The organism is Kribbella monticola (assembly GCF_003261635.1).
GTDB classification, from domain to species: Bacteria; Actinomycetota; Actinomycetes; order Propionibacteriales; family Kribbellaceae; genus Kribbella; species Kribbella monticola.
This window is the reverse complement of the sequence record NZ_QFXK01000003.1, coordinates 260,246-274,892: the sequence shown is the minus strand read 5'-3', so window position 1 is coordinate 274,892 and position 14,647 is coordinate 260,246. Positions and strand designations below refer to the sequence as shown.

Genomic DNA, 14,647 nt, shown 5'->3' with positions numbered 1-14,647 from the left:
GGGATCAGTCCCAGCTGAGGGTGCCGCCGGACTGGTATTCGATCACGCGGGTCTCGAAGAAGTTCTTCTCCTTCTTGAGGTCCATCACCTCCGACATCCAGCCGAACGGGTTGCGTGTCTCGCCGAAGATCGGCGCCAGGCCGATCTGCTCGGCGCGGCGGTCGGTGACGAAGTGCATGTACTGCTCGCACAGTTCGGCGGTCAGGCCGAGCATGCCGTTCGGCATCGTCGCCTTGCCGTAGGCAACTTCCAGTTCGCACGCCTCGGTGAGCATCTGCCGCACCTCGGCCTGGAACTTCGCGGTCCACAGGTGCGGGTTCTCCAGTTTGATCTGGTTGATGCAGTCGATCCCGAAGTTCAGGTGGATCGACTCGTCACGCAGGATGTACTGGTACTGCTCGGCGATCCCGACCATCTTGTTCCGCCGGCCGAGCGACAGGATCTGCGCGAACCCGGTGTAGAACCACATCCCCTCGAAGACCACGTAGAACGCGATCAGGTCGCGGAGGAAGTCGGTGTCGGCTTCCGGCGTACCGGTCCTGAACTCGGGATCCTCCAGATGCTGGGTGTACTTCAGCGCCCAGGCGTCCTTGTCGGAGATCGACGGCACCTCGCGGTACATGTTGAACAGCTCGCCCTCGTCGAGACCGAGCGACGTGCAGATGTACTGGAAGGTGTGCGTGTGCACCGCCTCCTCGAACGCCTGGCGCAGCAGGTACTGGCGGCATTCGGGGTTGGTGAGCTGGCGGTAGACGGCAAGGACGATGTTGTTCGCGACCAGCGACTCGGCGGTCGCGAAGAAGCCGAGGTTGCGCTTCAGCATGAGGCGCTCGTCGTCGGTCAGGCCGTCGCGCGACTTCCACAACGCGATGTCGGCCTGCATCGAGACCTCGGTCGGCATCCAGTGGTTGTTGCACCCGGCAAGGTATTTGTCCCAGGCCCATTGGTACTTCAACGGCAGCAACTGGTTCACGTCCGCGCGGGCGTTGATCATCGCCTTGTCGGCGACCTCGACCCGAGCCGCGCCGAGGGTGATCTCACCCAGTCCGGTGGTGGTCACTGGCAGGCCTCGCAATCGGGGTCCTCGATGGAGCAGGCGGCACCGGTCGGCACGGGGAGCTGAAGGCCGGTGACCGGTACGGCGTTGAGCCGGCCGTCCGTGCCTTGCAGGGTGGACTTCTCAACGTGCGTGGCCGACTGTGATCGCAGGTAGTACGTCGTCTTCAGCCCGTAGCGCCAGGCGGAGCGGTAAAGCTCGTCGAGTGCCTTGCCGGACGGAGCCGACATGTAGAGGTTGAGCGACTGGGCCTGATCTAGCCACTTCTGCCGACGCGAGGCGGCCTTGATCAGCCACAGCGGGTCCAGCTCGAAGGCCGTCGCGTACAGCTCCCGCAGGTCGGCGGGGATCCGGTCGATCTGGGCGAGGATGCCGTCGTGGTACTTCAGGTCCGACACCATCACCTGGTCCCACAGCCCGCGCGCCTTGAGGTCGGCGACCAGGTACGGGTTGGCGACGGTGAATTCGCCCGACATGTTCGACTTGACGAACAGGTTGCGGTAGATCGGCTCGATCGACTGGCTCACGCCGCAGATGTTGGAGATCGTCGCGGTCGGTGCGATCGCCAGCACGTTGGAGTTGCGCATGCCGTCGCGGAGCACCTTCGCCCGGAGTACGTCCCAGTCGAGTTGCTTGCCGGTGTCAACGGTCAGGTCGCCGTTGCGTGCCTCGCGGAGCAGTTCGATCGAGTCGATCGGGAGGATGCCCTGGCTCCACAGCGATCCGTCGTACGTCTGGTACCGGCCGCGCTCCGCGGCGAGGTCGGTGGACGCCTCGATCGCGTGGTAGCTGATCTGCTCCATCGAACGGTCGGCGAACTCGACCGCGGCGTCCGAGCTGTAGGGGATGCGGAGCGCGAAGAGCGCGTCGGCGAACCCCATCAGGCCGAGGCCGACCGGGCGGTGCCGCTGGTTCGCGCGCTCGGATTCCGGCGTGGTGTAGAAGTTCACGTCGATCACGTTGTCGAGCATCCGGACGGCCGTCTTCACGGTGTCGCGGAGCAGGTCGGCGTCCAGCCCGGTGTCGGTCAGGTGCGCGACCAGGTTGACCGAGCCGAGGTTGCAGACCGCGGTCTCGTCGACGGTGGTGTTCAGCGTGATCTCGGTGCACAGGTTCGACGAATGGACCACGCCGTCGTGTTGCTGCGGTGACCGCAGGTTGCAGGCGTCCTTGAAGGTGATCCACGGGTGACCGGTCTCGAACAGAACGGTCAGCATCCGGCGCCAGAGATCGACCGCCTTGACGCGACGGAACACCCGGATCTCACCACGATCGGCCGCCTGCTCGTAGTTCTCGTACGCCGTGGCGAAGGCTGCGCCGTACAGATCATGCAGGTCCGGCACCTCGTCAGGGGAGAAGAGGGTCCAGTCGCCGCCGGCCTCGACCCGCTGCAGGAACAGGTCGGGCACCCAGTTCGCCGTATTCATGTCGTGCGTACGGCGGCGCTCGTCGCCGGTGTTCTTGCGGAGATCGAGGAACTCCTCGATGTCCATGTGCCACGTCTCGAGGTACGCGCAGACGGCGCCCTTGCGCTTACCGCCCTGGTTGACCGCGACCGCCGTGTCGTTGGCGATCTTCAGGAACGGTACGACGCCCTGCGACTCACCGTTGGTGCCGCGGATCTTGGCGCCGATCCCGCGCACCGGAGTCCAGTCGTTGCCGAGCCCGCCGGAGTACTTCGCGAGCAGCGCGTTGTTGCGGATGCCGGAAAAGATGCCGGCCAGGTCGTCCTCGACGGTGGTCAGGAAGCACGAGGACAGTTGCGGCCGCGTCGTACCGGAGTTGAACAGGGTGGGCGTGGACGACATGAACCGGAACGAGCTGAGCAGCTCGTAGAACTCGATCGCGCGGTCCTCGCGGTTGTCTTCCTTCAGCGCGATCCCCATCGCGACGCGGAGGAAGAACGCCTGGGGAAGTTCGAACCTCGTCTTGTCGATGTGCAGCAGGTAGCGGTCGTAGAGGGTCTGCAGGCCGAGGAACGCGAAGTCGAGGTCGCGCTCCGGCTTGATCGCCGCGGCCAGCCTGGTCAGGTCGAAGGTGGCCAGCTCCGGGTCGAGCAGGCCGGCGTCGATGCCCGTCCGGATGTAGAGCGGGAAGTAGTCGACGTACGCCGTGGCCATGTCGGCCTGACTCGCCTGCCGCGACTCACCGTGCACGCGGCCGAGCGTCTCCCGGCGGATCTGGTCGAGCAGCAGCCGAGCCGCGGCGAAGCTGTACTCCGGTTCGGTCTCCACGTAGCCACGGGCCGCCATCACGAGGGCGAGCTCGACCTCGTGCTGGGCAATGCCGTCGTAGCAGGACCCGAGCGTCTCGTTCAGGATCAGCTCGGCGTCGACCGACTCGAGCCCTGCCGCCGCCTCCGCGACGATCACGCGCAGGCGGTCGACATCGAGGGGCGTGGTGCTGCCGTCGGCGGCGCGCACGTTGATGACGGGCTGGGTGTTGATTTCTGCGGCAGTGTCCGGTGTGCGGGCCTTGGTGCGCTCCTCGCGGTAGAGCACGTAGGCGCGGGCGACCTGGTGCTCGCCGGCCCGCATCAGGGCCAGCTCGACCTGGTCCTGGATGTCCTCGACCTGCACGCTGCGCCGCGCGTCACCGCGGCTGGTCAAGGCGGCGACGACGCGGTCGGTCAGGTCGGCGACCAGGTCACGAACCCGATGGCTGCTGCCGGCCTCAGGGCCCTCGACGGCGAGGAAGGCCTTGCTCAGGGCGAACGAGATCTTGGTCGGGTCGAACGCGGCGCTGCTCCCGTCCCGCCGTACGACGGTGAGGTGGTGCGGTGCCTGTCCGGTGATTGGTTGAGATGACGAAACGATGGTCACAAGCGCTCTCTCCACGCGAGTCTCTTGACGACCGGGACCTGGGGAGTTGCGCGCACGACGAGACAGGGACCGCCACCGAAGCGGCTCCGTCACGCCCTGCGGCCCGCCCTCGAGGCCTCGGACAGCGCACACCGGCGGTGTACGCCCCGGCGACAGGTATTCGGGCTCACGGAACACGTTCCCCGCTTACCGCTGCGGGGCAGCTCCGGATTTCCACCGGATTCCCCTGTCGACCAGTAGGAAGACACTAACCCCGCAACCCCTACATCTAGTGTCACGACGCGCCGCGTGTCGCACATGTTGTGTTGCTGAATCTTCTGCTGGTCCGATGTCAAGCTGGACCCGACGGCTCCGACCCACTTCTGCGAGCCGCCGGCGCGGCGGTCGTCGCTGGTTGAGAGGAACCGGAATGAGCGATTTGCAGGAGCGGGTTCAGGCTGTCATCGACAGCCTGGTCGAGTCGGGAGCCGAGTACGGCGTACAGGCTGCGGTCTACCACCGCGGCGAGTTGGTCGTGGATGCAGTGGCCGGTGTCGCCGATGTCTCGACCGGTCGGCCCGTGGCGTCCGACACGTTGTTCTACGCCGCCTCTGCGGTGAAGGGGGTCGCCTCGACAGTTGTCCATGTGCTGGTCGAGGAGGGAGTCTTCGGTTACGACACCTTGGTGACCGAGTTGTGGCCCGAGTTCGGCGTCCACGGCAAGGAGGGGGCGACGGTGCGGCACGTGCTGACGCACTCGGCCGGGGTTCCGGCGTTGCCGATGGACCTGACGTTGGAGCAGCTGTGTGACTGGGACGGGATGTGCGCGCTGATCGCCGATTCCACCCCGTGGTGGATGCCCGGTGAGAGGGTTGGCTATCACGCTGTGACGTTCGGATTCATTCTCGGCGAGGTGGTCCGGCGGGCGACCGGCAAACCGATCTCGCAAGTGCTGGCCGAGGGGATCGGTGAGCGGCTGGAGGTCGCCGACGAGCTGTTCTTCGGGGTACCGGCCGAGGCCTTGGGCCGGGTCGCACGCTTCGAGGACGATCCGGCGGGGGCAGCGATGTTCGCTTCGCTGCCGGCCGATTTCCCGCTGTTCAAGTCCGGACCTCGGGAGCTGTTCCCGAATGCCGCCTATGCCAACAACGTCGAGCTGACCAGCTCTGACATTCCTTCCGGGGGAGTCGTGACCGCGCGGGCGATGGCGCGGATGTACGCCGCTCTCCTCGGCGAGGTGGACGGTGTTCGGTTGGTGAGCTCGTCGAGGTTGCGGGAGCTTGCGAGTCTGTCGACCAGTGGCACCGACGAACTGACGGGCGGACCCGCGCAGTACGGATTGGGCTACACGATCGGCCAGCTCGGGATGCGGCCGGTCGCGCCGAGCGTCTTCGGCATGGTCGGAATCGGTGGTGGCGCCGCGTACGCGGACACCGCCACCGGACTGGCCGTCGCGGTCACCAAGAACCGCTTCAACCCGGTCGAGATGAACGCCTTCGACCAGGTCTGGGATCTGGCCACCGAGTCGCTTTCCTGAGGCTGGTCGCGGCCGTGGGGTTCCCAGAGGCTGGTCGCGGCCGTGGGATTCCCTGAGGCTGTCGTCGCCGTGGGGAGTTCCTCAGGCTGGTCGTCGCTGTGGGAATGGTGGGAGCGGGCGGACCTGACCGCCGGGGCGTTCTCCGGGCGGTGGAGTGGAGCAGTCGCCCCAGCGGTCAGGCGTATCAGAGGTCGCCCGTGGGCGGCCGGCGCAAGCGAGCCCCGAACCTGGTCAAGGTCCGCACGGCGCAAGTAGGGCTCGGAGCTGGTCAAGGTCCGCACCGCGCAAGTAGGGCTCGGAGCTGGTCAAGGTCCGCACCGCGCAAGTAGGGCTCGGAGCTGGTCAAGGTCCGCACCGCGCAAGTAGGGCTCGGAGCTGGTCAAGGTCCGCACCGCGCAAGTAGGGCTCGGAGCTGGTCAAGGTCCGCACCGCGCAAGTAGGGCTCGGAGCTGGTCAAGGTCCGGACGACGCAAGCGAGGGCTCGGAGCTGGTCGAGGTTCGGAAGGTGCTGCAGTCGGCGTTGAAGACGGGCCAGCCGTCGGCGACGTACCCGGAGCGCCTTCGGTCAGGCGGCGAGGCTGTGGAGATCTTGCAGCGTCATGATTTCCGAGCCGTGGTGGATGAGTTCGCGGTTGAGCCGGAGGACGACGTGGCCGAAGGGCTCGGCGGCGTCGAGCTCGGTGGCCTGGGACAGGCCGACGGTCATCGCCTGGTCCTCGTCCAGCTCGGCGATCGAGTTGCTCCAGGCGTCCACCCAGTGCGCGAGCCAGGCGACCGCGTCCTGCGCGTTGCCGTGCAGGGTGATGTCGGCCCGGCCTTGTCTGCTCGCGCCGAAGGTCCACTCCCAGCGCTCGAAGAAGGTCTCGGTCAGATGGGCGATCAGCCAGGCGATGGTCCGCGGCCCGCGGTGATCCGGCTCGTCCGGCCACTGGGCGACCCACTCACCGGACCCCAGCGATCTGAACCGGCCGGCGTACTGCCGGCGGACGACGGTCAGCGCTTCGCTGCTGGGGCGCCAGAAGTACTCCTCGTCGGTCAGCGCCGCGAGCCGGCCCGACAACACCATCCAGCTGAAGCCGAGCTGCCCGCGCACCATCGCCATCGCCGATGGTCGCTGCAGGATGTCCCAGTCGAACGGCTCCGGCATCACAGATCCCCACACTCCCCGATTTGGTCCTGCTCTCGAACGTATGTTCGAATTGTTCATCGAGAAAGCGCGGAAAGTCAATCAGCTCGGTGTGTTGGTCGTGGCACCGACGGAACAGGTCTGCTAGGCGCCGCGATCAGGGTATCCGCGGCCGGGCTGGCGAACCGGCGTTCGAGGAGGGTGAAGGCATCGATCAGTTCAGGAGCTTCGTAGATCCTGTTGCGGCGGCCGTCGGTGATCTCGCGCAGGACGGCAGCCTCGGTCAGCCGGGTGAGAGCCTGATTGGCGGCCTGCTGAGACCTGTCGATCAGCTTGGCCGCTGCGGCAAGGGTCAGCACGGGCGCCGCCGGCAGTGTCTCGATCAGGAGATCGACAGCCGAGCCGGCGCGAACGGGCGCTGCTCGCGCGCGCCATTCGGTCTTGAGGTCGGCCGCGGTGCGCTCGAAGCGAGCCGCCTCGGCGGTCGCATGACTGCACGCCGTGGCGAACATGAGAAGCCACTGGTTCGCCGCGCTGCGAGCACGTGGACTCGTCGCCCTGCCGGTGTGCCGGAAGGCGGTGAGCGCTTCGACGTACTGCGTGGCGTGGGTGGCGAGCGACAACGAGACCGGCGGAACGCTGCGCTCGACGAGCCCATCCGCTCGCAGTACGAGGTGGATCAGGGCTCGACCGGTGCGGCCGTTGCCGTCGGCAAAGGGGTGGATGGTCTCGAACTGGGCGTGCGCGATGCCTGCTTTCGCCAGCACAGGCAGGCGCGACTCGCGGACGAAGGTCATCAGGTCGGCCAGCAGGTCGGGCACCAGTTGGGCAGGCGGCGGAACGTAGTACGCCTCGGCGGGAGAGCGGCCGCCGATCCAGTTCTGCAGGAAACGCACCTCCCCGCCGTACTCCGGGGTCGGCGAGTGCGCCATCAATCGCCGGTGTGCTTCGAGCAGGTGATCGACCTCGAGTTTGTCGCCGGTCCGGACGGACTCGGTCACCCAGGTCATCGCGTCCACCGCGCCGAGCACCTCGTCGGCGGTGACGTCGTGATGCCGCACGTCGTCCCTCAGCACCTCGGCCTTGAGCAACCGCCGTGCCCCGACCACCAGTCCCTCGATCTGCGACGACCCGACCGCCTCGGCCCGCAACAACAACCGGGCCAACGCCTCGCTGTTGGTCAGTACGGCGGCCGTCGCATCCAGCCGCGCGAGATCGCCGGCCGCATCCTCCAGCGCAGCCAGCACCTCGTCGTCGAGGTCGAACTCCCGTCCCACCAACGGATCCGGAAAGTACAACTCGTACGACCCGCCCAGCCGTTCGGCCCGGGTGAACCCATCCGGATGCCCCGGCCACCGATGCAGTTCCACCCGAGCCATATCCCGAGTGTGCCTTACTCAAGTTTATTCGACAACCTTGAACAAGCGGCCGGCCAAGACCTGAATGCCATCCGGAAGAGGATCGTCCGGAATGAGCTATACAGTGCGGAACATGGCGGAGATCGGAACGGACTGGCGGGTCGTCGATGGCGTGCTGACGGCATGGTTCGACACGCCTTCGCTGGTCGAGGGAGCTGCGCTGGCTGGGCGGATCGGAGAGCTGTCGGCGGACATCGCAGTCGACCTGCGCGCGACCGGCTTGCGGGTGCGCGTCGACTCAGGCGAGTACGCCGAGGCGGTGTCGGCGGCCGCACGGGATCTCGGGCTGGTCGCGGATCCTGCCGTGCTGCAGGCGCTGAACGTCGTGTTCGACTCCCCGAACCCGTCCGCGGTGAGGCAGTTCTGGCAGCGCGCGCTCGACTACGTGCCTACGGACGACGGCGGTTTGGTGGATCGGTTGCGGCGCGACCCCGCGGTACGGATCGGGCAGGCGACCGAGCCGCGACCGCTACGAAACCGCGTCCACCTGGATGTGGTGCGACCGTCCGCGGCCGTCGAGCAGGCGAATCTTGGTGAGGCGTCGGGACCGTTCGGGGTCCGTCACGCCGACCCGGACAGCAACGAGGTCGACCTGGTGCCGGGCGGCGCGCTCGGCGAGGGAACCGAGACAGCCGACTGGCAGGCGGTGTTCAGCGCGATGGCGTGCTATCGCACCCCCTCACCGGCACAGCAGCGTGAGCTGACCGCCGCAGCAGCGGCCCTGGCCGAGGACGCGGGCTTTCCGCTGCTGATCGACCTGCGCTCCGGGCTCGTGATCATCGACAGCGGTAAGGATCAGTGGGAGGGCGATGCCCACGGCCTTGAGCTCGACTTCGCCGACCTCGCCGAAAAGGTACAGAGCGTCGCCCGCAAGCTCGGGGCCGCTGCGGATCCGGGGCTGCCTCGCTTCGTTCAGCTCTTTCTCGACGCGGCCGACGTCGAGGCGGTACGCGCGTTCTGGGTCGCCGCACTGGGATACGCCCCTGACCGGCGAGCCGAGGCCAGCGACATCTACGATCCGCGGCGCCTGAACCCGGTGCTGGTGTTCCAAGAGCTCGATGCTTCGGAGGCGGAGCGGCGCCGGCAACGCAACCGCATCCACTTCGAGCTTGCCGTGCCGTCGGACCTCGCGCAGTCGCGCCTCGCCGCGATCGTCGCAGCCGGTGGCCGGATCCTCGACCAGTCGGCGGATCGCCGGCTGCTCGCCGACCCCGAAGGCAACGAACTGGTGCTCGTCACTGAACCAGGGGACGGCTCGACACCGGGCGACGCCTAACCGGCTCCGCAGCCGCCTCCCCGGCGCTGGTGGCGGTCCCGGCGGAGTAAAACCCCTTCGTGCGTACGGCGGTGGGCTGTCACGATGGGCGCATGGAGCTGGTGATCGTCTTCGGGCCGGCCGCGGTCGGGAAAATGACCGTGGGGCACGCGTTGTGCGAGCTGACCGGGTTCAAGTTGTTCCACAACCACACGACGATCGAGCCGGTGCTCGGGATCTTCCCGTTCGGCTCGGCGCCTTTCGTGCGGCTGGTCTCGGAGTTCCGGCGCCGGGTGATCGAGGAGGCCGCCGAGTCGGACCTGCCTGGCCTGGTGTTCACGTACGTGTGGGACCTGAACGACGCCGGCGAGACGGAGACAGTCGCGTCCTACCTCCGGATCGTCGAGCGTGCGGGCGGCCGGGGGCGGCTGGTCGAGTTGTACGCCGACCAGGCGGAGCGGCTCGACCGCAACGGCACCGAGTTCCGCCTTACCCAGAAGGCCAGCAAGCGTGATCTCGAGAACTCCCGGCGCAACCTGCTCGCGATGGACGCGGACTACACGCTGAACACCGGCGGCCCGCGCACCAAGGCCGAAGACCTGATCGAGCGGCACGATCATGTCCGCGTCGACAACACCTTCCTCACCCCACAACAGGCAGCCGAGCGAATCGTCGAAGCTTTCGATCTGCAGCACTGACCAATCGCGCCCATCGCACTGCCCCCCGAGTTGGGGAGACTGATTCTCCGGCGTGGGATGAGGAGGCGGTCTGTCGGCCAAGTCGCTGGCTGAGGCTCGCCGGATCGCTCTCAAAGCGACGATCTGAACAGTTTGCTCACCGCGCTGCCGGTGGGGAAGGACAACCGGCCGACCGGGATGACCCACTGAGCCCAGAGGTGGAGTTCCTGCGGGAGTGGCAGATCGTTGAGGTCGGCGCGGTGGCTGATCTCGGCGAGGGCGTCGAGCAGATCGTTCCATTGCTGGACCTGCTCAGGGGCCATCGTCGCGTCGAGACGGTTGCCGGTGTCGGTTGGGCGGAGCGCGGCGAGATAGTCGGTCCACGTGAGTCGCGGATCGCGGCGCGCTGTGGCGTGGAGGTCAGGAAAGAGATCGGGGCCGAGCATCGGAAAGCCGATCACGGCCGCGAGCAGCACCATGCCGGCGCGGTACGGCAGGGCCACGGAGCCGCCGCGATCCGGCACAGGCTGCAGGTCGGTTCGCTCGCCGGTCAAAGAACCCGTGGCGATCAACAGGCCGTAGCTGTTCGCGAGACGCTTCACCGACCGTGGCCCGGAGATCAGCGGCGGCCCGAGCAGATTGATGAGCTTGTACTCCTCGGGCGTCAGCGCGAGCGGATCCACCCGGTCGACGACCTGTGAACTCAGGTCGAGCGGCCGGTCAGGTTCCCATGACTGCGAGACCTCTGCGGTGGACACCGCCGGATCGTCGATGGCCTGGCCGGCCACGTTGGCCACGGAAGTGATCGGGGTTTCGTCGGCCGGAGCGCGTACCTCGACCAGATCGCTGATCATCCGCTGGTAACCGTCCTGCTCCATCGGGGGCAGCGTGAGCACGATCTGGAAGATCTTCTCCAGGTACTGCGCGGGCGTGGTCGCCCGAAGCTCGTCGTCGGCCTCCTCGAAGATCTCGCGGTAGTGACTCGCGAGCGAGCGCAGCAGCCAGCGCGGATCGACCGCCACCACGATCACGAACAACCGGACCGCGAGCAGCAGATGCACGGCCTCCAGTACGTCGATCACGCGGTCGGGCGGACACCGGTCGAGATCGTCGATATAGATGACGATCCGGTCGATCGCCGGAAGCTCGTCGCCGGCCGCATCCACCACCGGTACGTCGTTCGAGGCGGCCTCGTCGGGCCGCAGCAATTCGGCCATCCGCTCGAAGTCCTGCCGGATCTGCGTCATCAGACCGAGCCGCTCCCGGTACGACGCCGCGCCCGCACGCTCCTGGACAACTCCCGCGAGTTGCCCGGCCGAGGTGAGGTTCTGCACCCGCTTGCGCAGTTCCTCCACCTCGGCAGCCGCTACCGCCTCGGCCGTCTCCAACCGCTGCTTCTGCTCGTCGCGGATACGCCGTACGGTCTGCCACGCCGAATCGGCGAACTCTCGCACGGACTTGATCCGCGACCAACCTTCCCGGGCCGTCGCCAGCACCCCGACAAGCACCGGTACGGCGGCCAGCCACCGGATCAGACCCGGACCCCAGATCAGCAGAACCACCGCGGCGGCGAGCCCGGCTGCGGCCGTCAACCAGCCACGCCAAGAGATTGCCTTCAGCAACCTCTTCAGCGATCGGCCGGTGAGTCGGGTCGTCGACGAGGTGACGGCGCTTTCCTTGTAGAGCTTCTCGGCATCCGCTCCGAGCACGGCCTGCAGATCAAGGCGCGCGGCCGGAGACAGGCTCTGCCAATCCGTGCCCGCGTCGGCTTGCCGGAGTTCGGCCAACCGCTTCTCCGCCGCATCGAGTTGCTCCCGCAGCCCGCGGGCCTGTACCAACTCACTGGCCAACCGCGACCGCTGCCGCTGATCCCGGACCGGATCCGACCCGTCACTCAGCTGCGCGAAAAGCTCGGCGACCAGACTGGCCCACAAATCGGCTTCGGCGTAGTGCCAGGCGTTGAAGCGCACCTGCCGGATGTTGCCGTGCGCAATCGGGTCCGCGGTACCGGCTGTGCGAGCCCGCTCACTCACCTGCCCGTGCAACATCTCCAGGAACGTGCTCTTCCCGTCACCCCACTGCCCGAACAGTCCGACCGCCAGCGGCGGCCGCGCCGACCGCGCGGTGATCACGTCCGCCAAGGCCGCCGCGTCGTGCAGCCGGTTCAGCCGATCACCCGCACCGCCGGTGTCCGAGCTGTACCGCGGCACCCGAGGCACAGCTCGTTCCCAGACCAGATCCCAGAACTGCACCTGATCCGCCTCGTCAGCGGTAGCCAGGATCGGCCGGCCGTTGACGACCGACCAGACGCCCCAGGTCACCGCTCGGTTCAAGCTGGTACTGCGAGTGGTCCGGAGCACCGGATCGTAGAACCAGACCTCACCCGATCCGGCGCCGACGATCAGCACGCTCGTATCGCCGAGCCGAGCCCACTGGCCCCACGTCTTCCCACCGCTTCGCTGGCTCTGCTGAGCGGAACCGAGGTCCAGCGACGTCCGCTGAAGTGTTCGCTGGTTGAAGAGTTGAACGGCGCCGGTGATGTCTCCGGTGGCCAGCACCGATTGGCCACCGACCGTGCCCCACGTTCCCCACACCGTCTCCGGTCCGGTCAGGAGGTCCGGCAGCTGGGTCGCCGAGCTCGAATTCGCCTCTCGCAGTGCGTGCACCGGCCACCGCTGGACCCCGAACCGGCCGCCGGTCGCCAGCACCGGTTGACCGTTGTCCGATCCCCAAGCACCCCAGGTGGTCAAGCCGTCATTGACCTCGAACGCGGCGATCTCCGCGAGGTCCACCGCATCCCACAGATGAACCACGCCGCCCATACCGCCGGTGGCCAGCACGGCCCGGCCGTCCAGCTCACCCCAGGATCCCCACCACTGAACATCCAGCTCCGCGGTACCGAAAGGCCGGAAAGCGTCGTCTTCCGGTCTCCAGCCCCACAGCGCCGGGCGCTCGTCCCGGCCGGCCGCGCCGCCGGCGATGAGCCCGTGGGCCTCACTCCAGGTGGCCCAGTCCATCCGGCTCTGGAACGAATCCCGCTGCTGGTCAGCGCTCGAGGTGCTCGAACTGCTCTGACTGCCCGAACTGCCCGAACTGTCCGGACTGGCCGGGCTGCTCGGAGCGCTTGGGGCGGATCCGATCTGCAATGAGTTGGGGGAACCGAACGGCGCCGCGTCACGGAGTGCCAACCAGACAGTCGCCGTGCCCGCCCCGCCATTCGTGATGAGGGCCGGCCGACCTTGGAAACTTCCCCAGACACCCCACGCTCCGGCCGACGGTGACCCCGACTGTTCGATGTCGCGCTGGATCAGGCGGGGAGTCAGGTTCGGGTCGAACGGTACGGCGTCCTCCGGCATGCTCAGATGATGACAGTCGCCAGCAGTTCTGTGCAGAGTTCTGCGAGTTGGTGGCGGAGGGGACGGGCGCGGTCAGCGAAGGCGCGTTGCGCCGCGGCGTACGACGCTTTGCCGGTGGGGGTCTCGATCTCGATCGGGGTGTAGCCGAGCGCGGTGAAGTCGTAGGGGGAGGCGCGCATGTCGAGGGTGCGGATGTCGCGGGCGAGTTCGAAGCAGTCGAGGACCAAACTGCTGGGCGTGAAGGGCATCAGCTTCGTTGCCCACTTGTAGAGGTCCATGTTGGCGTGCAGGCAACCGCCCTGCTCCAACGCGGGCTGCAGCTCACGGGTGGGTTGCAGGACGTTCAACGGGCGCGCGGGCGTGGTGAAGAATCGGAACGCGTCGTAGTGCGAGCAGGCGATCTTGTGCGACTCGACGACGCGATCGGTGCCCTCAGCACCCAGACGGAGCGGCCAGGCGTCGTGACGGACCTCCTCGCCGCGGTAGACCATCGCCCATTCGTGCAGCCCGAAGCAGCCGAACTGAGGCTGCCGGCCGGCGGTTGCCGAGAGCAACTGACCGATCCAGCTGATCGAGTCCGCGCGACGAGCGATCTCCGCAGGATCCAGGCCGGCCGCCCCCTCGGCGTACCGGTAGCCCTTCCTGCCCTCGTACTGCGTGGCGCCGGCGAGCCGGATGCCCGGGCCGGGGTGCCAGAAGCGGAGTTGGTTCGGGCGGGTCGGGTAGTAGGTGAAGAGGAAGTCCTCCACCGGGTGCTTCTCGCGGCGTTGCCTGCGCGCCAGATGACCGGCGAGCAGGGCGTCGACCCGCTCGAAGTGGGCCGCCTGCAAGGGCTCCCACTCGGCGGGCTCGAGGGTGCGCGGCGCTGTCAGGCCGGGACTCGCGGTCACAGGTCCAGGGTGAAGGCGTACAGATCGACTCCGGGGCGGGGCGACCAGTCGCGTTCGGGGAGACGGGTGAAGCCGAGGCGTTCGTAGATCCGGTGGGCGGTCGTCATCGGCCGGGCGCTGCTCATCACCACGCGGGCGAAGCCCAGCTCGCGGGAGCGCTGGATGCAGTGCTCGGTCAGCGCGGTCCCGACGCCGCGGCCGCGGGCTGCGGGGGAGACGCCGAGCATCCGGAACTCCCCCTCGTCGTCGCGGCCGATCTCGCGGTAGACGGAGCCGACGGGACAGAACGTGACCGTTCCCAACAGTTCCGTGGCCGTAGCCGCGACCCAGAGTTCCGCCTTGGCGGCGCGGTCGGCGGCCGAGCGCAGGGTCCGGCCGTAGTCGGAGCCCGCCGGGATGAAGCCGTCGCTCTGGTAGGCCGAGGCGGTCAGCTCACCGACCGCGTCGTACTCGGTGGGCACGGCCAGGCGGATGGCGATAGGGGAGTCGGGCGTCACCGGATAACTGTCTCACCCCGGCCCGGCGGTAGG

10 protein-coding genes and 1 riboswitch are annotated in these 14,647 nt (G+C 67.7%); of the genes, 3 read left to right on the top strand and 7 right to left on the bottom strand.

What is annotated here, in order from left to right; all coding sequences use genetic code 11:
- Positions 1–4: 4 nt before the first annotated feature.
- Both DIZ26_RS02285 and DIZ26_RS02280 read right to left on the bottom strand, forming a co-directional pair.
- Entirely contained in the window at positions 5–1,060 is a 1,056-nt protein-coding gene (locus DIZ26_RS02285) for a ribonucleotide-diphosphate reductase subunit beta (RefSeq protein WP_198675838.1), read from the bottom strand.
- Positions 1,057–3,879 carry a ribonucleoside-diphosphate reductase subunit alpha gene (locus DIZ26_RS02280; RefSeq protein ID WP_112237112.1) on the bottom strand — a complete coding sequence of 941 codons (2,823 nt, stop codon included), beginning with the start codon at positions 3,877–3,879 and terminating at the stop codon, positions 1,057–1,059. The genes DIZ26_RS02285 and DIZ26_RS02280 overlap by 4 nt, the downstream gene beginning before the upstream one ends.
- Before the next feature lie 134 nt (positions 3,880–4,013).
- A riboswitch (cobalamin riboswitch) is annotated at positions 4,014–4,149 on the bottom strand.
- A 139-nt stretch (positions 4,150–4,288) separates the two neighbouring features.
- Between DIZ26_RS02280 and DIZ26_RS02275 the strand changes: the two genes are divergently transcribed.
- Positions 4,289–5,395: a serine hydrolase domain-containing protein gene (locus DIZ26_RS02275; RefSeq protein WP_112237110.1), complete on the top strand. Its 1,107-nt coding sequence runs from the start codon at positions 4,289–4,291 to the stop codon at positions 5,393–5,395.
- A gap of 565 nt (positions 5,396–5,960) precedes the next feature.
- Here the strand turns inward: DIZ26_RS02275 and DIZ26_RS02270 are convergent.
- The gene (locus DIZ26_RS02270) at positions 5,961–6,542 is read right to left on the bottom strand and encodes a DinB family protein (RefSeq protein ID WP_112237108.1); all 582 of its coding nucleotides are present in this window, start codon (positions 6,540–6,542) and stop codon (positions 5,961–5,963) included.
- 77 nt (positions 6,543–6,619) lie between these two features.
- Complete coding sequence (locus DIZ26_RS02265; protein ID WP_232828092.1) at positions 6,620–7,900, bottom strand: Fic family protein; 1,281 nt, start codon at positions 7,898–7,900, stop codon at positions 6,620–6,622.
- A gap of 112 nt (positions 7,901–8,012) precedes the next feature.
- Between DIZ26_RS02265 and DIZ26_RS02260 the strand changes: the two genes are divergently transcribed.
- Together DIZ26_RS02260 and DIZ26_RS02255 are read left to right on the top strand one after the other, a co-directional pair.
- The gene (locus tag DIZ26_RS02260; RefSeq protein ID WP_112237222.1) at positions 8,013–9,215 is read left to right on the top strand and encodes a VOC family protein; all 1,203 of its coding nucleotides are present in this window, start codon (positions 8,013–8,015) and stop codon (positions 9,213–9,215) included.
- Positions 9,216–9,307: 92 nt separating this feature from the next.
- A complete protein-coding gene (locus tag DIZ26_RS02255; protein ID WP_112237106.1) occupies positions 9,308–9,892 on the top strand; it encodes a DEAD/DEAH box helicase family protein in 585 nt (194 codons plus the stop codon).
- A 110-nt stretch (positions 9,893–10,002) separates the two neighbouring features.
- On the opposite strand, the gene DIZ26_RS02250 is transcribed toward DIZ26_RS02255, so the two are convergent.
- From DIZ26_RS02250 to DIZ26_RS02240, 3 genes are read right to left on the bottom strand one after another with little or no spacing between them, the layout of a single operon-like run.
- Positions 10,003–13,227 (bottom strand): P-loop NTPase fold protein, encoded by a 3,225-nt coding sequence (locus DIZ26_RS02250; protein WP_112237104.1) that lies wholly within the window; start codon positions 13,225–13,227, stop codon positions 10,003–10,005.
- A gap of 2 nt (positions 13,228–13,229) precedes the next feature.
- On the bottom strand, positions 13,230–14,117 hold the full coding sequence (locus DIZ26_RS02245) for a 3-methyladenine DNA glycosylase (protein ID WP_232828091.1): 888 nt from the start codon (positions 14,115–14,117) through the stop codon (positions 13,230–13,232).
- Entirely contained in the window at positions 14,114–14,614 is a 501-nt protein-coding gene (locus tag DIZ26_RS02240; protein ID WP_112237102.1) for a GNAT family N-acetyltransferase, read from the bottom strand. The genes DIZ26_RS02245 and DIZ26_RS02240 overlap by 4 nt, the downstream gene beginning before the upstream one ends.
- Between the last annotated feature and the right edge of the window lie 33 nt (positions 14,615–14,647).